The organism is Oscillibacter ruminantium GH1 (assembly GCF_000307265.1).
Lineage (GTDB): Bacteria > Bacillota > Clostridia > Oscillospirales > Oscillospiraceae > Oscillibacter > Oscillibacter ruminantium.
In genome coordinates, this window is sequence record NZ_DF158898.1 from 253,686 (window position 1) to 277,944 (window position 24,259).

General features: G+C 57.7%; 21 protein-coding genes. 19 read left to right on the top strand and 2 right to left on the bottom strand.

What is annotated here, in order from left to right; all coding sequences use genetic code 11:
* Positions 1-368: 368 nt before the first annotated feature.
* The 19 genes from ON16_RS08910 to ON16_RS09000 all read left to right on the top strand — a co-directional run bounded on the left by ON16_RS08910 (position 369) and on the right by ON16_RS09000 (position 21,271).
* Positions 369-929, top strand: a complete 561-nt coding sequence (locus ON16_RS08910) for an AAA family ATPase (protein ID WP_040661333.1) — start codon at positions 369-371, stop codon at positions 927-929.
* Positions 930-1,211: 282 nt separating this feature from the next.
* Complete coding sequence (locus ON16_RS08915) at positions 1,212-1,526, top strand: ATP synthase subunit B family protein (RefSeq protein WP_040661334.1); 315 nt, start codon at positions 1,212-1,214, stop codon at positions 1,524-1,526.
* Between the two features lies 1 nt (position 1,527).
* Complete coding sequence (locus tag ON16_RS08920) at positions 1,528-3,483, top strand: V-type ATP synthase subunit I (protein WP_040661335.1); 1,956 nt, start codon at positions 1,528-1,530, stop codon at positions 3,481-3,483.
* A gap of 14 nt (positions 3,484-3,497) precedes the next feature.
* Positions 3,498-3,989 (top strand): V-type ATP synthase subunit K, encoded by a 492-nt coding sequence (locus ON16_RS08925; RefSeq protein ID WP_040661336.1) that lies wholly within the window; start codon positions 3,498-3,500, stop codon positions 3,987-3,989.
* A gap of 25 nt (positions 3,990-4,014) precedes the next feature.
* Positions 4,015-4,605: a V-type ATP synthase subunit E gene (locus ON16_RS08930; RefSeq protein WP_040661337.1), complete on the top strand. Its 591-nt coding sequence runs from the start codon at positions 4,015-4,017 to the stop codon at positions 4,603-4,605.
* A 27-nt stretch (positions 4,606-4,632) separates the two neighbouring features.
* On the top strand, positions 4,633-5,628 hold the full coding sequence (locus ON16_RS08935; RefSeq protein WP_040661338.1) for a V-type ATPase subunit: 996 nt from the start codon (positions 4,633-4,635) through the stop codon (positions 5,626-5,628).
* A gap of 13 nt (positions 5,629-5,641) precedes the next feature.
* Positions 5,642-5,959, top strand: coding sequence for a V-type ATP synthase subunit F (locus tag ON16_RS08940; protein WP_040661339.1), 318 nt, complete (start codon positions 5,642-5,644; stop codon positions 5,957-5,959).
* A gap of 72 nt (positions 5,960-6,031) precedes the next feature.
* Positions 6,032-7,801: a V-type ATP synthase subunit A gene (locus ON16_RS08945; protein WP_040661340.1), complete on the top strand. Its 1,770-nt coding sequence runs from the start codon at positions 6,032-6,034 to the stop codon at positions 7,799-7,801.
* Entirely contained in the window at positions 7,801-9,186 is a 1,386-nt protein-coding gene (locus ON16_RS08950; RefSeq protein WP_040661341.1) for a V-type ATP synthase subunit B, read from the top strand. Before ON16_RS08945 ends, ON16_RS08950 begins: the two co-directional genes overlap by 1 nt.
* 12 nt (positions 9,187-9,198) lie before the next feature.
* Positions 9,199-9,912 (top strand): V-type ATP synthase subunit D, encoded by a 714-nt coding sequence (locus ON16_RS08955; RefSeq protein ID WP_040661342.1) that lies wholly within the window; start codon positions 9,199-9,201, stop codon positions 9,910-9,912.
* A 200-nt stretch (positions 9,913-10,112) separates the two neighbouring features.
* Positions 10,113-11,096, top strand: a complete 984-nt coding sequence (locus tag ON16_RS08960; protein WP_040661899.1) for an Ig-like domain-containing protein — start codon at positions 10,113-10,115, stop codon at positions 11,094-11,096.
* Positions 11,097-11,376: 280 nt separating this feature from the next.
* On the top strand, positions 11,377-12,426 hold the full coding sequence (locus ON16_RS08965; RefSeq protein ID WP_040661343.1) for a D-alanine--D-alanine ligase family protein: 1,050 nt from the start codon (positions 11,377-11,379) through the stop codon (positions 12,424-12,426).
* 1 nt (position 12,427) lies between these two features.
* A complete protein-coding gene (locus tag ON16_RS08970; protein ID WP_040661344.1) occupies positions 12,428-13,810 on the top strand; it encodes a UDP-N-acetylmuramoyl-tripeptide--D-alanyl-D-alanine ligase in 1,383 nt (460 codons plus the stop codon).
* 9 nt (positions 13,811-13,819) lie between these two features.
* On the top strand, positions 13,820-15,718 hold the full coding sequence (locus ON16_RS08975; RefSeq protein WP_040661345.1) for an ABC-F family ATP-binding cassette domain-containing protein: 1,899 nt from the start codon (positions 13,820-13,822) through the stop codon (positions 15,716-15,718).
* On the top strand, positions 15,715-16,473 hold the full coding sequence (locus ON16_RS08980) for a YdcF family protein (RefSeq protein WP_051131648.1): 759 nt from the start codon (positions 15,715-15,717) through the stop codon (positions 16,471-16,473). The genes ON16_RS08975 and ON16_RS08980 overlap by 4 nt, the downstream gene beginning before the upstream one ends.
* Positions 16,474-16,509: 36 nt before the next feature.
* Positions 16,510-17,010, top strand: a complete 501-nt coding sequence (locus ON16_RS08985; protein ID WP_040661346.1) for a flavodoxin family protein — start codon at positions 16,510-16,512, stop codon at positions 17,008-17,010.
* 90 nt (positions 17,011-17,100) lie between these two features.
* Complete coding sequence (gene prfA, locus ON16_RS08990; protein WP_040661347.1) at positions 17,101-18,162, top strand: peptide chain release factor 1; 1,062 nt, start codon at positions 17,101-17,103, stop codon at positions 18,160-18,162.
* Between the two features lie 39 nt (positions 18,163-18,201).
* The gene (locus ON16_RS15035; protein WP_051131649.1) at positions 18,202-19,875 is read left to right on the top strand and encodes an L-threonylcarbamoyladenylate synthase; all 1,674 of its coding nucleotides are present in this window, start codon (positions 18,202-18,204) and stop codon (positions 19,873-19,875) included.
* On the top strand, positions 19,862-21,271 hold the full coding sequence (locus ON16_RS09000) for an aminopeptidase (protein ID WP_040661348.1): 1,410 nt from the start codon (positions 19,862-19,864) through the stop codon (positions 21,269-21,271). Before ON16_RS15035 ends, ON16_RS09000 begins: the two co-directional genes overlap by 14 nt.
* A gap of 180 nt (positions 21,272-21,451) precedes the next feature.
* Here ON16_RS09000 and asnA read toward each other — a convergent pair whose 3' ends face one another.
* Together asnA and gltX are read right to left on the bottom strand one after the other, a co-directional pair.
* Positions 21,452-22,459, bottom strand: coding sequence for an aspartate--ammonia ligase (gene asnA / locus ON16_RS09005; protein ID WP_040661349.1), 1,008 nt, complete (start codon positions 22,457-22,459; stop codon positions 21,452-21,454).
* Between the two features lie 46 nt (positions 22,460-22,505).
* Positions 22,506-24,005 carry a glutamate--tRNA ligase gene (gltX, locus tag ON16_RS09010; RefSeq protein WP_081579644.1) on the bottom strand — a complete coding sequence of 500 codons (1,500 nt, stop codon included), beginning with the start codon at positions 24,003-24,005 and terminating at the stop codon, positions 22,506-22,508.
* Positions 24,006-24,259 lie beyond the last annotated feature (254 nt).

The following is a 24,259-nucleotide window of genomic DNA, read 5'->3' on the forward strand; positions in this document are numbered from 1 at the left end:
TTTTTTTGCAGGGCTTGTAAAGCGAAAATCTCCATGCTATAATAACCGCAGATTGGTTAGGATACGCGCATCTGCGTACAACGTGCGCAAGCGGTGAGATTTTAGCCTCCGGCTGGCATAGCCGCAGGGACTATAATAGTATGGACTCTAAGTTATACTATTATATAAGAGCGCGATGATAATAAGCGCTTTTCCCGCCACTGGGCGCAGATCAGGCGATGCGACGGGACAATTGAAATCAGAAGGCAGGGACGATTTGCGCAGCAGAGTCTGCAACGGACGATCCCAGTGAAAGATCAGCCCGCCGGGCGGCACGTTTGAAGGCCGTTGACCGGATGCGGGCGGGACCCAGAGAAGGAGCGGCGACCATGGAGACAAAGAATTTCAGAAGTGTTGCGTTTGGCGGCTTCGACAAAGAGGAAGTTATTCAGTACATTCAGAAGACGGCACAGGAGAACACAGACGCTCAGGAAGTTCTCCGCAAGGAAAATAATGATCTTCGTGCTGAGAAAGAGGCTCTGCAAAACCAGCTGAACCTTGTGCGGCAGGAGCGGGAGAGTTCTGCCCGGAAAGAGACGGAAGAGCTGCGGGAGCGGGTTGAAAGCCTCACTGCGGAACTGGAGGAGCTGCGGCCCCAAGCCCAGTCTTATCAGGAAGTCCGGGAGCAGGTGGGAGACATTGAGTGTCAGGCCCGTCGGCGGGCCAATGAGTTGGAGTCGGCCACCGCGGCGCGGATGAATACGCTGGTATCGGACATTCAGCAGCAGTATCAGGAGCTTGCCGCAGCGTTCGGCTCCACCGCAACCCAGATTACTGCGGAACTGCGGAAGATTGAGGTGGGCCTTGCGCAGCTTCCCCGCGCCATGGACCAGACCGGCAAAGAACTGAATGGAATTGTTTCCGCGCTCAAGGACCCCAAAAAGCATTGACGAACTTTAAGCAGAACGCTTTCGCCATGGAAGCGTTCTGCTTTCTATGTTTACGGAATTTACAGGCGTTGAAGAAAAAGATGGTTAAAATAAACACATATGACAAATATTTATGGACTAACTGGATATATTTTGGCTATTATTTTGTACAAAAAATGGGTAACGAGTGCAGATTGGAAAAATAATCTTGCTTTACAAATTGGAATACCATATAATCTAATTGGGTATTGTATGATATTGGCAGAACAATACTAAGTCATTGGGGGAGAAGGTGATCAAACAATGTCACTGGAAGCCATTGAAACCGTCAATAAGGCGGAAAATGAAAACAAAGCGCGTAAAGCTGCCGCAGAGCAGGAGGCAAAGGAACTGATTGCCCGGGCAGAAAAAAACGGACTTGCGCTTTTGGAGCAGACGCGCATGCAGGCCGCAGAAGAGAACAAACGGCTGATGCATGAGGCGGAAGACCGCGCGGAGAAGCGCTGCGCAGCTATCCGGAAGGATACGGCAAAGGCGTGCGAGGCTCTGACCGGTCAGGCCGCGGCCCGCATGTCTGCGGCCGTGGAGCGTATCGTTGGAAAGGTCGTGAAACAGTAAAATGGCCATCTTAAAAATGAAAAAGCTCCGCGTGGTGGCCATGGCGGCGGAACGGGACGAGTTGTTGCGGGCGCTTTTGCGTCTGGGCTGCGTGGAGATCAGCGAACCAGACGGTTTGCTGAACGACCCGGATTGGTCGGCGCTGCTGCGCCGGGGTGTGTCGCCGCTGATGGACACCAAAGGAGCCATCGCTGATGTGACTTCCGCCCTAAACGCCATCCGCCGGTATGCGGCGGTGAAGGACGGACTGTTTATTCAGCGGCGGCCCATCCGAGAGTCGGAATTTTTGAGCAGCGACTCCGCGGCGCAGGCAAAGGAAACCTGCGATAAGATCAACGGCCTGCTGATGCAGTTGGCCGGACTCCAGAGCGACAAAGGACGAATGACATCCCGCGCCGCCTCTTTAACGCCTTGGAAAGGTTTGGATTTCCCACTGGAGACGCCGGACACGGCTCATGTGATCTTCCGCATGGGCGTTTGTCCCGCCGCCACGGATGTGGGAGCCTTGCGTGCGGAACTGAGCGGTGGTGAAACAGCCGCGGAGCTGTATCCTGTTGGAGCGGACAAAACTCAGCAGTACTTGCTGTTGATTTGCCATCGGGCGGACGAAGAAGCGGCGATGGAGGCCCTGCGTCCCGCCGGATTCAGCGTGGTGACGTTTCAGGACTGCACTGGGACCCCGAGGGAGAACCTCGCGAAGCTGGAAAAGTCCATTGCGAAAAACGAAGCGGAACAAAAACGGATTGTCGAAGCGCTTGCCGCCTGCGGCGGCGCACGGGATGCACTGCGGGCCTATGCCGACCGGTTGAATGCGGAGGCGGCGCAGGATGCGGACGCTCAGCGTCTGCTGACCGACGGAACCATCGTCTTTTTCCAAGGCTGGGTCCCAGCGGAGTCGGAAAAAAAGCTGGCGGCTCTGCTTGAAAAGCGGGACTGCGCGTGGGAGACTGCGGACCCAGAGGAAGCAGAGTACCCCCACGTTCCCGTGCAGCTGAAGAACAACTGGCTGACAAAGCCGCTGAACATGGTAACGGATATGTACTCGCTTCCGGCTTATGGAAGTCTGGACCCCAATCCGCTGATGGCGCCGTTCTTCATCCTGTTTTACGGGATTATGCTGGCGGACATGGGCTATGGCCTTTTAATGATGCTGGCTTCGGTGATGGTTCTGAAAAAGTACAAGCCAAAGGGGACCATGGAGCATTTCTTTGGACTGATGGGCCTTTGCGGAATCAGTACATTTATCATGGGTGCGATTACCGGCGGCTTTTTCGGAGACTTCCTGACCCAGTTGGTGGGTATCATCAGTCCCGGCACGACATTTGCCCTGCCTGCGCTGTTTACCCCGTTGAACGACACGTTGATGATCCTGATCGGGTCCATGTGCCTTGGCTTTGTTCAAATTCTCACCGGAATGGCCATCAGCTTTTACAAAAAGCTCAAGCGTGGTCAGGTCATGGATGCCATTTGGGAAGAAGTGACTTGGTGGGTCGTGTTCGCGGGATTGGCGCTGGCCATTCTGGGCGTCACGAATATCGTGCTGGTTGCGGGCGGTGTAATGGTTCTGGCAGGCGCGTTCTATGGGGCCAAGGACAACAAGGGTGCGGGCAAGATTCTGGGCGCGTTTACCGGCGTGTTCGGATCGCTCTATAACCATGTAACGGGCTATTTTGGAGACATTTTGTCCTACTCCCGTCTGATGGCCCTGATGCTGGCCGGCAGCGTCATTGCGCAGGTGTTCAACACCTTGGGCGCGATCCCCGGCAACGTGGTGGTGTTCCTCATCATCTCCTTGGCGGGCAATGCCTTGAACTTTGCACTGAACCTGCTGGGCTGTTACGTCCACGACCTACGTTTGCAGTGTCTGGAGTATTTCAACAAGTTCTATGAGGACGGCGGCAAGCGGTTCCGCCCTCTGGCAATCAATACAAAATACGTTGATATCGTAAAAGAATAAGGAGGAAATTCATCATGGGATTCTTTGAAGCATTCGGTGGTTTGGCTTTGGCGCTGCTGGGCGCGGGTCTGGCGGCGGTTCTTCCCGGCATTGGTTCCGCAAAGGGTACCGGCATCGCCGGCGAGGCAGGCACCGGCCTCCTCTGCCAAGATCCTACTAAGTTCGGTAAGGTCATGATTCTGCAGGTCATCCCCGGCACACAGGGCCTGTACGGTCTGGTGGTTTGGTTCTTTGCCATCTTCTCCATGGGCCTGCTGAGCGGAGACACTTCTGCGTTCGACATGACCGTGCAGGAAGGCCTGCGGTATTTCGCGGCCTGTATTCCCATGGCATTGGGCGGCTTGTTTTCCGCTATTGCGCAGGGCCGCGTGGCCGCTGGTTCCATCAACATTCTGGCCAAGAAGCCGGATGACTGGTCCAAAGGCATGGTGCTGTGCATCACCGTGGAGTTCTACGCCATTTTGTCTCTGCTGGCTTCCATGCTGATGATTATTAACATTGGCTGATCGCCCCGCAGAAAGGGGATTCAACATGAACGGAATTGAAAAGATCACGGGCCGCATTACCGCCGATACACAGGCGGAGATCGACCGGGTACTGACCGAGGCGAAAGCCGAGGCGGAGAAGATCACGGCGAAATACCGCGCTCAAGCAGACCGCGAGGCGGAAGACGCCCGGGCGAAAAATGAAAAAGCTGCCGCAGAGCGGGAGGAGCGCCTGGTGAGCGTGGCACAGATGGAAGCCCGCAAGGACCTGCTTTCCGCGAGACAGACTCAGGTGGAGACTGCTTTTGCGCAGGCACTGGAGAAACTTTGCGCCATGCCGAACGAACGGTACATCGCCGTGGCTGCGGAACTGCTGACTCAAGCCGCACCGGAGGGCCGGGGAGAGGTTGTCTTCTCTCAGGCGGACCGGGAAAAGGTGGGTCAGGCCACAGTGGACGCGGCCAACAAAAAGCTGAACGGGAAACTGACCCTTTCCGACCAGACACGCTTGCTGAAAGGCGGCTTCATTCTGGTGGACGGCAGCGTGGAAGTCAACTGCACCTTTGACACGCTGGTGCGCCTGCAAAAGGGCGAGATGGCCGGCGAGGTGGCTAAGGTTCTGTTCCCGGAAGCATAACGAATCAAAAAGCTGGGAGGAAGCGCCTTGTCTAAAAAAATCAAGGACACCGATTATCTGGTGATCTCCGCCCGCATCCGCGCCATGGAGACTGGTCTGCTGACAGGCGAGCGAATGGAGCAGATCCTAGCTGCCCGCAGCAACGAGGAAGTGGTGAAGCTCCTGCAAGAGGGCGGGTATCCAACCATGAGTCTGGAGAGTCCGGAGGCTATGGACGCGGCGATCACAGCCGCAAGGGAAGAAACCTTACAGGACTTGGGCGACAGTGCTCCGGACGGAAGATATCTGGATATTTTTAAACTGAAATACGATTACCACAATGCCAAAGCCATTTTGAAGGCGCAGGCGATGGGGACGGACCCGGACCACATGCTGGCGGATTTGGGGCGCGTTCCGGCGGCGGAACTGAAAGAGGCCATCACCAGCGGCGACATGAATCAACTGCCGCCTCTGCTGGCCGCAGCCATTGCCGAGGCAAAGGACGTGCTGGATACCACGCGGGACCCCCAGCTGGGGGATATTGTGCTGGACCGCTGGCGGTATCGGGACGAGATGGAATCCGCTGAGGCTACTGGGAGCGAGTTTCTCCGGGGCTACGTTCGTTCCTCCATTGACGCGGCAAACCTGCGCTCGCTGGTGCGGACACTGCGCATGGGAAAGAACGCGGCCTTTTTGGAGGGCGTGCTCTTTTCCGGCGGGACTGTGGACAAGAGCGAGATTTTGGCGGTTGCCGGAAACAACGGCAGTGGTCTTGCGGAGCTGTACGCTGCCACGGAGCTGAAGGATGCGGCACAATCCGGTGCGGACGCACTGAAGGGCGGCGCGCTGACGGAATTTGAAAAACTGTGCGACGACGCGGTGTCCGGTTATCTTTCCGGCGCGCAGATGGTGGCGTTTGGCGAAGCGCCGCTGATTGGCTACTTGGCCGCGCGGGAGACGGAGTATACGAATCTCCGCATCCTGCTGATGGGCCGAGCCGCCGGGCTGGACCCGGAGACGATCCGGGCGCGGCTGCGGACGTAAGGAGTGTGAGCAAATGGCAACGACCTATCGCATCGCGGTCATGGGGGACTGGGAGTCCGTTATGGGCTTTCGGGCTCTGGGGCTGGACACATACCCGATCTCGGAACCGGACGAGGCCCGAAAAAAAATTCACGAACTGGCAAAGACCGACTGCGCGGTGCTTTACTTGACGGAACAGCTGGCGGCAAAAATACCGGATGTGCTGGACCGGTACAAGGATGAGCTGCGGCCCGCGATCATTTTGATTCCCGGACGGGGCGGATCGCTGGGCATTGGCAGAAACAACATCCAAAACTCCATTGAAAGGGCGGTCGGCGCCGATATCCTGTAACGGTCAGGGCGGTGGGCTCTCTCGTGAAGCCCCACCCAAAGAGCGAATTTATCCTGAAAGAAGGTTGTCTGTTTGAGCGGTAAAGTTGTAAAAGTATCCGGGCCGCTGGTGGTGGCAACGGGACTGGCGGACGCCAATATGTCCGACGTGGTCCGCGTGGGTCCCCAGCGGCTGATCGGGGAAATTTTGACCATGAAGGGCGATTCCGCGTCCATTCAGGTCTATGAGGAGACTTCCGGACTGGGACCCGGTGCGGAGGTGATTACCACCGGCGCACCCATGAGCGTGGAGCTGGGGCCTGGCATGATCGAGGGGATTTACGATGGTATCCAGCGTCCGCTGGAGAAAATCGTGGAAAAAGTGGGTGCCAACATCACCCGCGGCGTGGAGGTTCCCGCACTGGATCATGACAAGAAGTGGGACTTTACACCCGTTGCAAAAGACGGAGATCGGGTTGTCGGCGGCGACATTTTGGGCACGGTTCCGGAGACGCCGGTGGTGCTGCACAAGGTCATGGTTCCGCCCAACGTCAGCGGCGTGGTGGATAAGATCGAAAGCGGCTCCTTCACGGTTACGGAGACGGTGGCGGTCATCAAGACCGACGACGGTAAGACGGTGGAGCTGCCCATGGCCCAGAAGTGGCCCGTTCGTGTGGGGCGGCCCTATCAGCACAAGTATCCCCCCAAGCGCCCCCTGTGCTCCGGCCAGCGCATTATCGACACCATGTTCCCCATCGCCAAGGGCGGTACCGCCGCCGTGCCCGGCCCCTTTGGCTCCGGCAAGACGGTGGTTCAGCACCAGTTGGCAAAATGGTCGGACGTGGACATTGTGGTATACATCGGCTGCGGCGAGCGCGGCAACGAGATGACGGACGTTTTGCGGGAGTTTCCGGAACTGAAGGACCCCCGCACCGGCGAATCCCTGATGAAGCGGACGGTGCTGATTGCCAACACCTCCGATATGCCCGTGGCCGCCCGCGAGGCCAGCGTTTATACCGGAATCACCATCGCGGAATATTTCCGCGACATGGGTTACGACGTGGCTGTTATTGCAGACTCCACCTCCCGCTGGGCTGAGGCTCTGCGCGAGATGTCCGGCCGTCTGGAAGAGATGCCCGGCGAGGAGGGCTACCCCGCGTATTTGAGTTCCCGTCTAGCTCAGTTCTACGAGCGGGCCGGCAGCGTGGAGTGCATCGGTTCCGACGAGCGCCGGGGCAGCCTGACCGCCGTTGGCGCGGTGTCGCCTCCGGGCGGCGACCTTTCGGAGCCTGTGTCGCAGGCCACCATGCGCATTGTCAAGGTGTTCTGGGCGCTGGATTCCTCTCTGGCTTATAAACGCCATTTCCCGGCCATCAACTGGCTGAATTCCTATTCGCTGTATCTGGACTCTCTGAAGCCTTGGCTGGATGAAAACTTGGGCGAAGAGTTCATGCGCGACCGGGGGCAGGCCATGAGCATTCTGCAAAACGAGGCCAGCCTGAACGAAATCGTCCAGTTGGTGGGCAAGGACGCGCTGTCTCCCGCCGACCAGCTGACGCTGGAGACGGCCCGGATGATCCGGGAGGACTTTTTGCAGCAAAACGCGTTTACCGATATCGACGGCTATTCCAGCTATGACCGGCAGAAGAAGCTTCTGGCGATTATCCTGCGGTACGACCTTTTGTGCCGGGACGCCATTGCCAAGGGTGCGGACGCAGCCAAGCTGTTCGCTATCCCCAGCCGCGAGATGATTGGCCGGGCCAAGAGCGTACCTGCGGAGGAATACGAGGCGGCATACGCCGAGATCGACGCGAATATGGCGAAGGAAATTGCGGCAGTGACCGCTCAGGGAGGTGAGGACTGATGATTAAGGAATACCGTACCGTAGAACAGATCGTCAGCCCTCTGATGATGGTTCGGCAGGTAGAGGGCGTCACCTATGATGAGCTGGTGGAAGTAGAGCTGCACGACGGCTCCGTCCGTCAGGGCAAGGTGCTGGAGGTCAACGGCGACACCGCCGTGGTTCAGCTGTTCGACTCTGCCGCAGGCATCAATCTGGCCCAGTCCAAGGTTCGCTTTTTGGGCCATCCGCTCCAGCTGGGCGTGTCCGGCGATATGCTGGGCCGCGTGTTTAACGGCATGGGTGAGCCGATTGACGGCGGCCCCGCCATTTTAGCGGAGGAGTATCGAGACATTAACGGCCTGCCTATGAACCCCGCCGCCCGCGACTACCCCAACGAATTTATCCAGACCGGCGTTTCCACCATCGACGGACTGAACACGCTGGTTCGCGGGCAGAAGCTGCCTATTTTCTCCGGCTCCGGCCTGCCCCACGCGAACCTCGCCGCTCAGATTGCTCGTCAGGCCAAGGTGCGCGGCGATCAGGCGTCTAACTTTGCCGTGGTGTTTGCCGCCATCGGTATTACCTTTGAGGAATCGGAGTTCTTTGTCAGCGAGTTTAAGCGCACCGGGGCCATCGACCGGACGGTTCTTTTCTCGAACCTTGCCAACGACCCTGCCGTTGAGCGCATCAGCACGCCCCGTATGGCGCTGACCGCCGCGGAATATCTGGCCTTTGAAAAGGATATGCACGTTCTGGTCATCATGACCGATATCACCAACTATGCCGAGGCATTGCGCGAAGTCTCCGCCGCCAAGAAGGAAGTCCCCGGCCGCCGCGGATTCCCCGGCTATCTGTACACCGACCTTGCCACCATGTACGAGCGGGCCGGCCGCCAGCTGGGTAAGAAGGGTTCCATCACTCTGATTCCCATTTTGACCATGCCGGAAGACGACAAGACCCACCCCATCCCCGACCTGACGGGCTATATCACAGAGGGTCAGATCATCTTGTCCCGTGAGCTGTATCGCAAGAATATTCATCCTCCCGTGGACGTGCTTCCGTCCCTGTCCCGCTTGAAGGATAAGGGCATCGGCGAGGGCAAAACCCGGGAAGACCACGCCAGCACCATGAACCAGCTCTTTGCCGCCTATTCCACCGGTAAGGACAACAAGGAGCTGATGAGCATTCTGGGCGAGGCTGCCCTGACGCCCACGGATTTGCTGTACGCAAAATTTGCGGATGAATTTGAAAAGCGGTACGTCAACCAGGGTTATGAGGAAAACCGATCCATTGAGGAGACTTTGGATTTGGGCTGGGAGCTTTTGAGCATTCTGCCCAAGAGTGAGTTGAAGCGAATCAAGCCGGAGCTGATCGAAAAATACTGGCCCAAGAAAGACGAACAGTAAGGAGGGGGAAGCATGCCCAAACTCAATGTGAACCCCACCCGCATGGAGCTGACCCGGCTGAAGGGAAAGCTCCGCACCGCCCAGCGGGGCCACAAGCTGCTCAAAGACAAGCGGGACGAGTTGATGAAGCAGTTTCTGGAAACCGTCCGAGAGGTGCGCAGCCTCCGGGCAGAGGTGGAAGAGGAGCTGATGACCGTCCACGGCTCGTTCACTGTGGCCTCGGCCTTGATGAGTTCGGAGGCTATGGAGCAGGCGCTGCTGTATCCAAAGCAGAGCGTGGAACTGACCATGGGTTTTCAAAACATCATGTCTGTCAACGTCCCGGTCTATGATTTCAAGACCAAGACCCAGTCGGACAGCGATATTTATCCTTATGGCTTCGCCGGGACCTCCGGCGAGCTGGATACGGCGGTGGATGCGCTGGGCAAGGTGTTTCGCAAGATGCTGAAGCTGGCGCAGATCGAAAAGTCCGCCCAGTTGATGGCGGAGGAGATCGAAAAGACCCGTCGGCGAGTCAACGCGCTGGAATATGTGGTTATCCCCGACACGCAGGAGGCCATCCGGTATATCAACATGAAGCTGGACGAAAACGACCGCGCCACCACGATCCGACTGATGAAGGTGAAGGATATGATCCTGAAAGAGGCCATCGAAGAACAGCGGGAGCGGGATGCCAAAGCGGTCAAGGCGTTTGCCCGGCAGTCCGGCGGGGCGCAGGGTGTGTAAGATTTAAAATTTGGACCTGTGCTTCAAAGGAAAAGCGGAATGTTTCGATTGAACGCCTTCGCATTGTCCGTATGAAGCACCTAATAGAGTGTTCAGAAAAAAGAGCGGCTGATTGCCGCTCTTTTTTTGCATAATCTGATTTGGACGGCAAACACTACCTCCACACAGAATTTACAACAGGAGGTCGTGTTCCCTTGAAAATGACAAATAAGCAAGCCCGCGTACCGGCGTTGCTGCTGGCATTGCTGCTGACGATGACCGTCCCCGCTCAGGCACTGTTCGGCAAGAAGAGCGAAGAGTCGGCCACTCCGGCACAGGGCGCTCCCATCGCAAAAGAACTTAGCATCAAAACCTATCGCAACATTCCCTACCGCGCACAGTTTTTGGCCACAGATACCGAGGGCGATGAAATGACGTTTACCGTGGCGACTGCGCCGAAAAAGGGCGTTGTGGCGGTATCGGGCAACACCTTCACCTATACCCCCGCAGAAGGTAAAAGTGGGAAGGACAGCTTCACCTATGTGGCGACGGACGCCGGTGGGAACGTCTCTGCTCCCGCCACCGTCACTGTGACGGTGGAGAAGACAAAGTCCGGCGTGGAGTATCAGGACACCGGTGACAGCAACGCCGCAGCTGCGGCTCAGTATCTGGCGGAAACCGGCGTGTTTACCGGTGCCTGCATGGGCGGAAAATATTATTTTGAGCCGAATCGCAGTGTGTCCCGGGCGGAATTTCTGGCCATGACCATGGAGCTTGCGGACCTGCCGGCGGACACTGTGACTATGACCGGCTTCTCTGACGACGATGCCATCCCCACTTGGGCAAAAGCCTATGCCGCCGCAGGTCTTTCCAACGGTATTGTGCAGGGCGTTTCCACCGAGGCAGGGGCGGCATTTTGCAGCGATGACCCCGTGACGTTCAACGAGGCCGCATCCATTCTGGACCGGGTCTTGACCGTGGGCGACGTGGATCTTGCCACATGGTACGCGGATCGTGAAACAGTTCCCTCTTGGGCCGCGCAGGCCGTTGGAAACATGGAGGCTGTCAGCGTGATGGCGGCGGGCAGCTTTGGAAGCGACACCCTTGCCCAGCCTGTGACCCGGGCGGACGCGGCACAGATGCTCTGTGCGGCGGGTACGCTGCTGGCAGGTGAGGAGACTGGATTCCTCGACTGGATGAAGTAAAAAGCGTCCGGGCCGAACCCGGCCAGAACCGGGTAAAGTGTTCGCAGAAAGATCGTGCGCCAATTTCGGCGTTTGCGTAATATCCAGCGATTCAACTCAAGAAATTGTACAGGAATCTGCCGAAAAGAGCTTCCGGCAGGTTCCTGTGCTTGTATTCGCGGAATATTTGTGCTAAACTGATACGGATTGAAATAGCTATTGGATAGCCCGCCTAAGGCTGGGCCGTCCCGCTGCTGTGGGGCGTTTTTTAAGGCCGCCGGCGGCGGCGGAAGGGAGAACCATGAAGATCGTGGTATTGGCCGGGGGCTTGTCAACGGAGCGAGAGGTTTCGCTGGCGACAGGGACGGCTGTGTGTAAAGCTTTGCGGAAAAAAGGCCATCGGGCTGTTCTGGTGGACCTGTTTTTGGGGATGGAAGAGTATGACGGTCCGCTGGAGGCGCTGTTCGATGCGCCGGACGGCCGGTGTGGAAATGCCGCCATCCAAACCAGTGAACCGGATCGGGAAGCGGTGCGCCGGAGCCGGAAGGACCGGGGCCCCAGTCTCATTGGAAAAGACGTATTGAATGTTTGTGCATTGGCAGATATCGTGTTTGTGGGACTCCACGGCGAAAGCGGGGAGGACGGGCGCATTCAGGCCACGTTTGACCTGATGGGAATCCCCTATACCGGCTCCGGCCACCTGTCCTCGGCCATGGCGATGGATAAGGTGGTTACGAAGCGAATGATGGATGCTGCCGGAATCCGCACGCCCAAGTGGCGTTTGGCGGAGTACGGCGAGGCGGATATCGCCGCGCTGGCGGCAGAACTGCCCGTGCCCTGCGTGGTGAAAACGCCGGGCGGCGGATCGTCGCTGGGTGTTTATCTACCGGAGACAAAGACAGAGCTGGAAGATGCGCTGCGGGATTTGCTGCGCTTTGGCAGTCAGGTCATCGTGGAAGAACGGATCAAGGGCCGGGACTTTTTCACCGCGGTGCTGGGAGATCGGTGGCTGCCGCCGGTGGAGGTGATCTCCGCCACGGGTAAGTTTGACTATACCGCGAAATATCAGTCCGGTGCGGCACTGGAGCTGTGTCCTTCCGATCTTACGGAGGATCAGCAGCGAGAGATGGGAGAAATGGCGCTGAATCTTCATCGTCTGCTGGGCCTGTCCGTTTATTCCCGGGCCGATTTTGTGCTGGATTCAAACGGTGTGCCTTGGTGCTTAGAGACGAACTCTCTGCCGGGACTGACCTCCGGCAGCCTGATGCCCAAGGAGGCTGCCGCCGTGGGACTTACTTATGAGGACCTTTGCGAAGAGATTGTTCAGCTTTCTTTAAGGAGGAAAAACTAATATGCTGCCAATGACTGTCAAAGAGATCGAGACCGCTGTCGGCGGAGTTTGGTGGAATCCGACGGAGAACGCACCCACCGTTTCCGCTGTGTGTACCGACAGCCGAAACCTGACTCCCGGCTGCCTGTTTGTCCCTTGGAAGGGTGAAAATTTTGACGGACATGATTTCATCGAAAAGGCGCTGGAATCCGGCGCGGCAGGGACGCTTTGCGCCCGTCTGCCCGCCGATATCCGACCCGATAAGTTTTACATCAAGGTGGACGACACCCGCTTGGCGCTGAAGGCATTGGCCTCCGCCTATCGGGATCGGTTTTCAATTCCCTTTATTCAGATCACCGGTTCTGTGGGCAAGACCACCACAAAGGAAATGATCGCCACCGTCCTCTCGGCGGGGCTGAACGTATTGAAAACGCCGGAAAATTTCAACAACGACATTGGCACGCCCCTAACGCTGTTTCAGCTGACACCGGAGCATCAGGTGGCTGTGATCGAAACGGGCATGAACCACTTTGGCGAGATCCACTATTTGGGGGAGATGGTGCGGCCAGACATCGCCGTCATCTCCAACGTGGGCGACGCCCATATTGAGTTTTTGGGCAGCCGAGAAGGGATTTTGAAGGCCAAAAGCGAAATTTTTGATTTCCTGAAACCCGGCGGCGTGGCGATTCTCAACGGAGATGACGCGCTGCTGGATACGCTGGAGCTGCCGTTTACCACGCTGCGCTGCGGACAGTCAGAGCACTGCGGTGTTCGTGTCACCGATTTAAGCGATCACGGGCTGGACGGCATTACCTGCCGGGTTACCACTAAGAAGGATACCTATGATCTGACCATTCACGCACCGGGACAGCATCTGGTGTACTGCGCTTCCATGGCGGTGGCCATCGCGGAAAAGTTGGGCCTGAGCCATGAACAGATCGTCTCCGGCGTTGCGTCCTTTGAGGGGGTGGGAAACCGGATGGAGATCGTCCGGCTTCCCGGGCAGCGCATCATTTTGAACGACTGCTACAACGCAAATCCCCAGTCGGTGGCTGCGGGCTTGGAGGTTCTGGCAAAGAGCACCGGCCGGTATAAGCTGGCGATTTTAGGAGATATGGGCGAGCTGGGAGAACACGGCGAGGCTGCCCACTACAACACCGGTGCTCTGGCAGCCATGCTGGGAATCGACATGGTGATCGCCATTGGACAGAAGGCAGAAAAAATTGCGGAGGGCGCTCTGGCCTCCGGCGGCAGCGCGATTCATTTTCCCGACAAGGCCTCGGCTGAGGAAGAGGTGCTGCGTCAGTTCGGACCGGATACCAGCATTCTGGTGAAGGCGTCCCATTTCTCCATGCACTTTGAGACAATTGTGAATTTTCTGAAAGAGCAGGATTATCAGGATTAAGGATTACCAATGATAGAAATACAGGTAGAGGGGCTGGTAAAGTCCTTTGATTTGGAAAAGAAAATACTGGATGGGCTGACCTTCCAGATTGATGAAGGGGAGCGGGTTGGCCTTTTGGGCCCCAACGGCGCCGGAAAGACCACGCTGTTTCGCATCCTCACGGGAGAGTTGGATTATGACGAGGGCAGCGTGGCTCTGGCAAAGGGCCACCGGATGGGATTGATTTCCCAGATCCCCGTCTATCCGGAGGGATACACCGTAGAGGACGTGCTGCGCACGGCGTTCTCCCGCCTTTCCGCTCTGGCGCAGGAGATGGAGGACATTGCCCAGCGTATGGCGGAAGGGGAGAGCGACCCGGCGCTTTTGAAGCGGTACGGGGTGCTGACGGAGAAATTTGAGACTTTCGGCGGATATGACACGGAAGTGGCTGTGAACAAGGTTGCAAACGGCCTGTCCATCCCTCCGTCCATGCGTAACGAGCCGTTTGACCGCCTTTCCGGCGGAGAAAAGACTCGGGTCAACTTGGGACGGCTGATTTTGGAGGATACGGATATCCTCCTTTTGGACGAGCCGACGAACCATTTGGACCTCCATGCCACGGAATGGCTGGAGGATTATATCTCCCACTTTAAGGGAACCGTGGTTGCAATTTCCCATGACCGGTACTTTTTAGATCGGGCGGTGACCCGCATTATTGAGATCAACGGCGGAAAAGCAGAGTTTTACAGCGGGAATTACAGCTTCTATGCCGTGGAGAAGGAAAAGCGATATCAGGAGAAGCTCAAGCAGTACGAAAAGGAGCAGGCCAAGATATCCCAACTCACCGAGGCGGCAGACCGCTTGCGGTTGTGGGCGTTCATGGGCAACGATGCCATGTACAAGCGGGCGTTTTCCATGGAAAAGCGCATTGAGCGGATGCGCACCACCGACCGGCCAACCAAGCGACGGAAGATGGATGCACGATTCTCCTCCGTGGAGTTTCGGGGAGACGAGGTATTAACACTGCGCAATTTGGCAAAATCCTTTGGAGACAAGCACCTGTTCGAGGGCATCAGCCTAAAGGTGGAGGGCGGCGAGCGCATCGCCCTGATCGGAGACAACGGCACCGGAAAATCCACCCTCATCAAAATGATTATGGACGAGGAGTACCCCGATGATGGGCGTATCAAGCTGGGGCCTGCAATCAAGCCTGCGTACCTTCCTCAGATTATTCACTTTGACCATCCGAACTGGAATCTGGTAGAGAATCTTCAGGCCGTGAAAAAAGGCATGACGGAAACTAGCGCGCGAAATCGGCTGGCCTCCTATGACTTCCGGGGCGAGGATGTGTTTAAATCCGTCTCCGTTCTCTCCGGCGGGGAACAGAGCCGCCTGCGGCTTTGTATGCTGATGGACGAGGAGATCAATTTCCTGATTTTGGACGAGCCGACCAACCATCTGGACATCGAGTCTCGGGAGTGGATTGAGGACGCGGTGGAGAGCTTTGACGGGACGCTGCTGTTCGTTTCCCATGACCGGTATTTTATCAATCGCTTCGCCACCCGTATCTGGGAGATCGCAGACGGCACCGTTACCGACTGGCCCATGGGCTTTAGCCAGTACCGCGCGGAAAAAGCAAAAGAAGTGCTTCAAAAGCATGAAAACACAAAGTCTGTAAAGGAAAAGAGCATTACTGAAAAACCACCCCGTACAGGCCGGGAACAGACTGCCGCACGCAAGCAGCTGGTAATCTGTGAGCGGCATATCTCTGAGACGGAGGCGCTGATTGAAAAGCTGGACCGGGACATGATCGACGCAGCCTGCGACTATGAAAAGCTGAATGGGCTGATGTCCGAAAAGGATGCTGTGCAGGCGGCACTGGACGAGTTGTATGAAAAGTGGGAGGCACTTTCGGAGGCCGCAGAATGAAAAAGAGCGTGCGGATTTCACTGGCGGCGGCAGGCGTGTTCTTACTGCTCGGCATGGGGCTTTGGTTTGTCCCCGGCGTGAAATTTTCCGCCCAGCTGTGCGTCGGGATTGCCGCCGCCCTTGTCCTATGGGCGGTGCTGCTTCGATGGTCGGAAAAAAGCAGGAGCGGGAAAATCTGTAAAGGTATTTTCCTTGCATTTGTTTTGGCGGGTTTTGTTGGCTTTTGTTCTTTGGAATTGCTGCTGGTGACACAGGGAACGGCAGACAATTCCGACCGTCCAGCGGACGCGGTGATCGTGCTGGGCGCGGGCGTTAACGGGACCGTCCCGTCTCTGGCCCTTGCCACGCGGATTGACGTTGCGGCAGATTATCTGGAGGCGCATACGGATGTTCCGGCCATTTTGTCCGGCGGACAGGGGCCGGGTGAGGACATCACCGAGGCGCGGGCTATGTATGATGCGCTGACGAAGCGGGGAATCGAACCGGGCCGCCTGATTTTAGAGGAGCGTTCCACCAGTACGGCGGAGAATTTTCGCTATTCCGGGGAACTGCTGGCGGAGAGCGGCATGGATATGGCAGAGAGTACCATTGCTGTTGTAACCAACGATTTTCATTGCTTCCGGGCGGGAATGATCGCACGGCGGGCGGGACTTACCGTATTTGAACTTCCAGCGGAACTGCCGTGGAAATGGCTCAGTGTGAACTATTATGTTCGAGAGGCATTCGCGCTGGTGAAATCCGTTCTGTTTGACTGATTGCGGGTGTGCCCGCGAGACGACCGAGGAGGGCCTATGAGCGATATTTTATGTATGTATTTCTCCCGGACGGGGAACACCAAAACAGCTATGGAAGAACTGGCCGCCGCACTGGGCGCCGAGCTGGCGGAGCTGCGGGACGGCGTGGACCGCAGCGGTACGAAGGGATATCTGCGCAGCGGTATGGATGCCATGCGCCGCACGGTGGCGCCGGTTTTGCCATTTGAAACGGAAAAACCGCTGGCAAACTACAAGCTGGTGATTCTGGGGACTCCCGTCTGGGCCGGACGGTGCAGCAGTGTAACCCGAGGCTTTTTGAAGGAGCAGGGACATCTCCTGACCAACGTATCCTACGTACTTCTCCGGGGCGGCAACGGCAAGTGTGAGGAGGTCTATCAGCAGATGGACAACTATCTCTCCCAGCCCCATTGCACCGCCGTGTCCCTGCGGGCCGGGTCCGTGGGCTATCACTTTTGGCAGGAGGAGTTTCTCCGCCAGACCCGGGCGTTTCTGGAAGCACAGGAGGTTCGGGATTAGCCGTTTTCCCGGTTTTGGGCGGTGGAGCGCGTTTTGCGGCGTATGCCGGCATGACGGAGCGGCCCGGAAGAAAAAGGGGAGGCGGAAGATTTGCTTGAAAAACTGCGGGAAATTGCGGCGCGGTACGACGCACTGCAAACCCAGCTGAGCGACCCGTCGGTCTACGGTAACGCAGAGCGGCTGCGGGTGGTCAATCAGGAATTAAAAGAACTGACCCCGGTGGTGGAGGCGTTTTCCTCTTGGGAGCGGGCGGAGCGCCGCCTGCGGGAGACGGAGGAATTGCTGGGCGACGCAGAGCTGCGAACCATGGCGCAGGAGGAACTGCCCGCCGCGAAAGCGGAGGCGGAACGTTTGGAATCGGAACTGAAACTGCTGCTTTTGCCCCGGGACCCGGAGGACGGGCGGAACGTGGTGGTGGAGATTCGGGGCGGCGTCGGCGGGGAAGAGAGCGCGCTGTTTGCGGCGTCCCTCTTCCGCATGTACAGCATGTTTGCCGAGCGGAAAGGCTTTTCCGTGGACGTGGTCAGTGAAAACCGCACGGAGCTGGGCGGTGTGAAAGAAATCAGCTTTTTGGTGAACGGCGACGGGGCTTGGTCCCGGTTCAAGTTTGAAAGCGGCGTTCACCGGGTCCAGCGGGTGCCGGAGACGGAGTCTGCCGGGCGCATCCACACCAGCGCAGCCACTGTCGCGGTGCTGCCGGAGGCGCAGGAGGTGGAGTTTTCCATCGACCCCGGCGATTTGCAGATCGACACCTACCGTTCCTCCGGCGCGGGAGGCCAGCACATCAACAAAACAGAATCCGCTATCCGCATCACCCATCTGCCCACGGGCACGGTGGTAGAGTGTCAGGATGAGCGGAGTCAGTACAAAAATAAAGACAAAGCGATGAAGGTGCTCCGTTCCCGGCTGTATGAGGCGGAAAAGGCCAAGCAGGACGCAGCACAGGCGGCGCAGAGGCGCAGTCAAGTGGGCAGCGGCGACCGGAGCGAACGCATCCGCACCTATAACTTCCCGCAGGGCAGGGTAACGGATCACCGCATCGGACTGACGCTCTATAAACTGGACGCTGTGATGGACGGCGATCTGGACGAGTTGATCGACGGGCTGATTGCCGCCGACACGGCGGAAAAACTGAGAAAACAGGAGAAATAAAAGCGGGTGCGACCCGTGTGAAATAGAAGGTATGACCACATGGAGACAAAATTTATTGATTTAACAAACATCAAGGGCCAGCAGCGTATCGTGGAGGAGAAAATCGAGATGGCGGCGAATATCATCCGCACCGGCGGACTTCTGGCCATCCCCACGGAGACAGTGTATGGTTTGGGCGCCAACGCGCTGGACCCGGAGGCGGTGCGCCGTATTTTTGAGGCGAAGGGCCGCCCGCAGGACAATCCCCTCATCATCCACGTCCCCTCCGCCCAGTGGCTGCCCCGATTCTGCGAGGATGTGCCGCCGCTGGCGTATACTCTGGCGCGAAATTTCTGGCCGGGTCCGCTGACTATGATTTTAAAGCGGAAATCCATTGTTCCCGATGTGACCACAGCGGGGCTGGATTCCGTGGGCGTTCGGTGCCCGGCCCACGCGGTGACGCAGGCCATCATCCGTTATGCGGGTGTTCCCATCGCCGCGCCCTCCGCCAATACTTCCGGCCGACCCAGCTGCACCACGGCGGAGGATGTGATGGAGGATATGTCCGGCAAAATTGAGGGCATTGTGGACGGAGGCCCCTGCACCGTAGGCGTGGAATCCACCATTGTGGACCTGACGGTGATGCCGCCCCGCCTGCTCCGTCCCGGCGGACTGCCGCTGGAGGACTTGCAGCGGGTGCTGGGCGAGATAGATGTGGATAAAGCGGTTACCGCCCCGCTGGAGGAGGGCGAACAGCCAAAAGCCCCCGGCATGAAGTACCGCCATTATGCGCCTAAGGCGCCTGTCACCGTGTTCACCGGAAATCCCCGGCGGACGGCTCAGACCATGGTTCAGCGGATGACAGCGGGCAGCGGTGTGATCTGCTTTGACGAGTTCGAATCTTTGTTTCAGGGCCACGAGACGCATCTGCTCGGGCCTGTGAACGACAAGGAGGTTCAGGCCCAGCGGGTATTTGACGTGCTGCGGACCTTTGACGAGAGCAGTGTGACCGAGATTTTGGCCCAGTGTCCGGACAATCGAGGACTGGGGCTGGCTATTGGCAATCGCTTGAAAAAGGCGGCGGGATTCCATGTCGTGGAGGTAGAAGAAGAGAGCATTGTTCTGGGCCTTACCGGGGGCACCGGCGCGGGCAAGACCAGTGCGCTGAAGGCCATCGAGGATTTGGGCGGACTGGCGCTGGACTGCGACGCAGTGTATTACGAGCTTTTGAACACGGACGCCGGACTGCGGGCCGCCATTGCAGAGGCGTTTGGCGCAGAGGTTTTCAACTCCAACGGAACCTTGAACCGCAAAGCTCTGGGCGAGTTGGTCTTTGGAGATTCCGACCGGCTGGATCAGCTGAACGACATTGTGTTCCGCTTTCTGCGGCCGGAGCTTGAGCGCCGCATTGCCGCGTTTCAGGGCAAGCTCTGTGCGCTGGATGCCGTGAATCTGTTTGAGTCCGGTATCGACAAGCTGTGCGACTGCACGGTGGCGGTGACGTCTCCCATTGAGATGCGGGTCCGGCGGATTATGGAGCGGGACGGCATTGACGAGAAGTACGCCCGCCTTCGCGTTTCAGCCCAGCAGCAGGATGACTATTACCGGGATAAGTGCGACCGGGAACTGAGCAATACCGTGGACACCCCGAAGGCATTTCGGGAGACTGCGAAAGAATTTTTTGACCGTTTGATCGGACAAATCAAGGAGGACAAGGCAAATGGAAGAAGATAAAAAGCTGAAGGAGCTGCGGAAAAAGTTGCTCTCCGACAGAAAAAACGGCTATGATCGATTTAATTCCGGGGACGAAGCGGCCATGGAGTCCTACTGCTCGGATTACAAGGCGTTTTTGGACGCGGGTAAGACCGAGCGAGAGTGTGCGGCAGAACTGGTGCGACTGGCGGAGAAGGCGGGCTTCAAGCCCTATTCCCGGGGAATGCAGGTGAAGGCGGGAGACAAGCTGTACCTGTGCAACCGGGGCAAGAGCGTGTATTTGGCCTGCGTGGGCAAAAAGCCGCTCAGCGAGGGCGCGCAGATTGCCGCTGCCCACATCGACTCTCCCCGGCTGGACCTGAAACCCAATCCTCTGTATGAAGACAGCGAGCTGTGCTACTTCAAGACCCACTATTACGGCGGAATCCGCAAGTATCAGTGGACTACCATCCCCATGGAGCTGCACGGTGTGGTGGCTCTGAAAAACGGCAAAACTGTCTCCGTAAACATCGGCGTGGACGAAGGGGACCCGAAGCTGATTATCACTGATCTGCTGCCTCATCTGGGTGCGGAGCAGAACAAAAAGCCTTTGAGCGAGGCTGTTCCCGCTGAGACGCTGAATCTTCTGCTGGGGAGCCGTCCTCTGCCGATGGGGGAGGGCAGCGACCGGGTAAAGCTGGCGGTGATGCAGCTGTTGAACGAGAAGTACGGTATCGTGGAGGATGATTTCACCTCCGCCGAACTGGAGGCTGTCCCGGCGGCGAAGGCCTGCGACATTGGTCTTGACCGCAGCATGATCGGCGCTTACGGCCACGACGACCGGGTTTGCGCCTACGCGGCGTTCCGGGCGCTTTTGGATTTGAAGGAGACACCGGAGAAGACCGGCGTGTGCATTCTGGCGGACAAAGAGGAAATTGGGTCCGACGGCGTGACTGGCATGCAGTCCGCTGCGTTCGACACCTTTATGGAGGACCTGTGCGAGGCGCAGGGCGTTCCCGTTCGGGCTTGCCTTGAAAAGTCCTTCTGCCTCAGCGCCGATGTGACGGCGGCCTTTGATCCCAACTATTCCGATGTGTTTGAAAAACGGAACGCCGCCTATTTGAACTACGGCATCGGCCTTTGCAAGTACACCGGCGCCCGTGGCAAGTCCGGTGCATCCGATGCCGACGCGGAGACGGTGGCCTATGTTCGCAGCCTCTTTGACGAGGCGGGCGTTCTTTGGCAGATCGCGGAGCTGGGCAAAGTGGACGCCGGCGGCGGTGGAACGGTGGCCATGTATATGGCTAACCGGAACATCACCACGCTGGATGCGGGCGTACCCGTACTGAGTATGCACGCTCCGTTTGAGACGGTGGCGAAGCTGGACTGCTTCGAGACGTATAAGGGTATGACCGCCGTGTTTCAGGCGAAGAACTGAGAATGAAATAAGCGCAAAACAGCCCGCCGACGCACTGCGTCGGCGGGCTGTTTTTTATCTGGTGAAAGGGTGTCGTGGGGGTATGGCTCAATCTGCAAAATTGGGAGACGGCGAAACAAACGGCAGTCCCCGCGATTCTTAAAAAGCCAGCTCAACACCGCACAGGGCTGACGGCATCGCTTACAGGAGGATGATCCCTGCCTGCTCGCAGGCATCCGCCGTCTCCTTGTCCCAAAGGCTGGCCTGCACCTCGCCGATGTGGCAGGAGCCAAGCAGCAGCATGCACAGCCGGGATTGGCCAATACCGCCGCCGATGGATTGGGGCAGCTGGCCATCCAGCAGCATCTTGTGGAAGGGGAGCGTCCTGCGCTCGTCGTGGCCGGAGAGAGTCAGCTGTTTGTCCAGTGCCGCTTCATCCACACGGATGCCCATGGAGGAAACCTCAAAATTCCGCTCCAGAACGGGATTCCACATGAGAATGTCACCATTGAGCGTCCAGTCATCATAATCCGGGGCGCGGCCGTCATGGGGCTTGCCGGATTTCAGCTTTCCGCCAATCTGCATCAGGAACACGGTGTGGTGATGCTGGCACACGGCTTTTTCCCGCTCTCCCGGCGTCAGGTCGGGATAGCGGTCCTCCAACTCCTGCGTGGTGATGAAAAACACATCCCGGTCAGGACGGAAGGTCAGGGCGGGATAGGCTTTGCGCAGACCCTCGGCAGTGTCGCAGATGGAGGCGACGATGGTGCGCACGGTATCCTTCAGATACTGAAGGGTTCGATCCTCCCGGCGGATGTTCTTTTCCCAATCCCACTGGTCCACATAGACCGAGTGGAGATTGTCCACCTCTTCGTCCCGGCGGATGGCGTTCATATCGGTGAACAGGCCGGTACCGGTCTTGAACTCATACCGCTTCAGCGCCAAACGCTTCCACTTGGCCAGAGAGTGGACTACCTGCCCATCGGTCCCAACGTCCGGAATATCAAAGGTCACAGGCCGCTCCACGCCGTTGAGGTCGTCGTTCAAGCCCGTGGCCCCGTCCACGAACAGGGGGGCGGAAACGCGGTGCAAATTCAGCCGCTCCGTCAGGTTCTTCTGAAAATCGGCATGGATGAACTCAATGGCGCGCTGGAGCTGGTTGTTGGTCAAGGGCATTTTATATCCGGCAGGAATCACTATTTTACTCATGTGGGTTACCCATTCTTTCTGATTTTATAGTTTGATATACCGGGACTCAACCCAGCAGGGAAAGGCCATGATTCAGCCGACGCAGCGTTTCGTCCCGGCCCAGAATCCGACAGATCTCCACAGCGCCGCCGGGCGTCACCAGCTTGCCCGCGGCAGCGATGCGCACGGGCCACATCAGCGTGGCATTTTTCACTTCCAGCTTCGCGGCAAGGTCGATCAGCGCGTCGTGAATGGGGTCGGTGTCCCAGACGGGCAGAGCTTCCAGCACAGGGATGGCGGCGGAGAGCATTGCCTTGGAGATATCCTTGTCGGTCTTGGATTTTTTGTTGACATAAAACTCAACATCATAGTCCGGCAGTCCGTCAAAGAAGTCCACTTTTTCAGGGATTTCCGTCAGCTTTTCGCACCGGGCCTGCAAGAGAGCCGCGATAGCGGCAGCGTCAATGGAGGGATTTTTGACGCTTTGGCGGATATACGGCTCCGCAACGCGGGAAAAGTCCTCCGGCGCAAGGGCGCGGAGATAGGTCGCGTTAAAATAGTCCAGTTTGGCCAGATCAAAAATGGCGGGGGATTTGGAGATCCCCGCAATGTCAAAAGCCTCCACCAACTGATCCAGAGAGAAAATCTCCTGCTCGCTCAGATCACCCTTGGGTGCCCAGCCAAGCAGGGCAACATAATTCAAAACAGCCGTGGTCAGATACCCCTGCGCGATCAGATCTTCATAGGAGGGGTCGCCATGGCGCTTGGACATTTTGTTGTGCGCGTCCCGCATGACGGGGGAGCAGTGGACATAGGTGGGAATCTCCCAGCCAAAGGCTTCGTACAGCAGATTGTATTTCGGCGCGGAACTGAGGTACTCGCTGCCGCGCACCACATGGGTAATGCCCATCAGGTGGTCGTCCACCACGTTGGCAAAGTTATAGGTGGGCAGCCCGTCGGACTTGATGAGCACCTGATCGTCCAGCGTGTCATTGTCCACGGTGATGTCTCCGAAGGTCACGTCGTGGAAGGTGGTTTTGCCTTCCCGGGGAATCTTCTGGCGAATGACGAAGGGCTTGCCTGCGTCCAGATTGGCCTGAATTTCCTCCTGCGACAAACGGGAGCAGCGCCCGTCATACTTGTGAATGGATACGCCCTCTGCCACATTTTCTTCGGCAGCGTCATCCTTGCCGCAGAAGCAACGATAAGCAAAGCCCTTTTCTACCAGCAGCTCGGCGTACTTTCCGTACAGATCCCGGCGCTCCGACTGGATATAGGGGCCTACGGGGCCGCCCATGTCGGGGCCTTCGTCGTGATTCAATCCGCACTCCGCCATGGTCTTGTAGATCACGTCGGTGGCGTCCTCTACCAGACGGCCCTGATCGGTGTCCTCAATGCGCAGGATGAACGTACCTCCCGCGTGGCGGGCAATGAGCCAGGTGTACAGCGCGGTGCGTAAATTCCCCACATGCATATAGCCGGTAGGGGAGGGGGCGAAACGGGTGCGGACCTTCCCCTTGGGAATCCGGGCCTCCATCTCGTCAAAGAATGCTTTATCAACAGCCATGAATTTACCTCCATGTATCATTTAACAGGCTAATTATCGCTTCTGTCGTCCGGAATGTCAAGGGTTATCCCGCACAATTCCTGCCGCGCGCAGACAACGTCGGTCTGCCGGGAAATGGGAACGAAATGAGCCGTAGGCTTTCTTACCCGGCAGACAATCCGTATTTGGCGTCCGCCGGGAGCAAAATCCCCGAAATCAATTGCACTTTTTTCTGCGCCGTGGTACAATATACAAGCTATATTGCCGTTTTATGG

Coding starts and splice junctions, on each gene's coding strand:
- ON16_RS08910 (WP_040661333.1), top strand. CDS start 369: ATGGAGACAAAGAATTTCAGAAGTGTTGCGTTTGGCGGCTTCGACAAA.
- ON16_RS08915 (WP_040661334.1), top strand. CDS start 1,212: ATGTCACTGGAAGCCATTGAAACCGTCAATAAGGCGGAAAATGAAAAC.
- ON16_RS08920 (WP_040661335.1), top strand. CDS start 1,528: ATGGCCATCTTAAAAATGAAAAAGCTCCGCGTGGTGGCCATGGCGGCG.
- ON16_RS08925 (WP_040661336.1), top strand. CDS start 3,498: ATGGGATTCTTTGAAGCATTCGGTGGTTTGGCTTTGGCGCTGCTGGGC.
- ON16_RS08930 (WP_040661337.1), top strand. CDS start 4,015: ATGAACGGAATTGAAAAGATCACGGGCCGCATTACCGCCGATACACAG.
- ON16_RS08940 (WP_040661339.1), top strand. CDS start 5,642: ATGGCAACGACCTATCGCATCGCGGTCATGGGGGACTGGGAGTCCGTT.
- ON16_RS08950 (WP_040661341.1), top strand. CDS start 7,801: ATGATTAAGGAATACCGTACCGTAGAACAGATCGTCAGCCCTCTGATG.
- ON16_RS08955 (WP_040661342.1), top strand. CDS start 9,199: ATGCCCAAACTCAATGTGAACCCCACCCGCATGGAGCTGACCCGGCTG.
- ON16_RS08960 (WP_040661899.1), top strand. CDS start 10,113: ATGACAAATAAGCAAGCCCGCGTACCGGCGTTGCTGCTGGCATTGCTG.
- ON16_RS08965 (WP_040661343.1), top strand. CDS start 11,377: ATGAAGATCGTGGTATTGGCCGGGGGCTTGTCAACGGAGCGAGAGGTT.
- ON16_RS08970 (WP_040661344.1), top strand. CDS start 12,428: ATGCTGCCAATGACTGTCAAAGAGATCGAGACCGCTGTCGGCGGAGTT.
- ON16_RS08975 (WP_040661345.1), top strand. CDS start 13,820: ATGATAGAAATACAGGTAGAGGGGCTGGTAAAGTCCTTTGATTTGGAA.
- ON16_RS08980 (WP_051131648.1), top strand. CDS start 15,715: ATGAAAAAGAGCGTGCGGATTTCACTGGCGGCGGCAGGCGTGTTCTTA.
- ON16_RS08985 (WP_040661346.1), top strand. CDS start 16,510: ATGAGCGATATTTTATGTATGTATTTCTCCCGGACGGGGAACACCAAA.
- ON16_RS15035 (WP_051131649.1), top strand. CDS start 18,202: ATGGAGACAAAATTTATTGATTTAACAAACATCAAGGGCCAGCAGCGT.
- ON16_RS09000 (WP_040661348.1), top strand. CDS start 19,862: ATGGAAGAAGATAAAAAGCTGAAGGAGCTGCGGAAAAAGTTGCTCTCC.
- asnA (WP_040661349.1), bottom strand. CDS start 22,459: ATGAGTAAAATAGTGATTCCTGCCGGATATAAAATGCCCTTGACCAAC.
- gltX (WP_081579644.1), bottom strand. CDS start 24,005: ATGGCTGTTGATAAAGCATTCTTTGACGAGATGGAGGCCCGGATTCCC.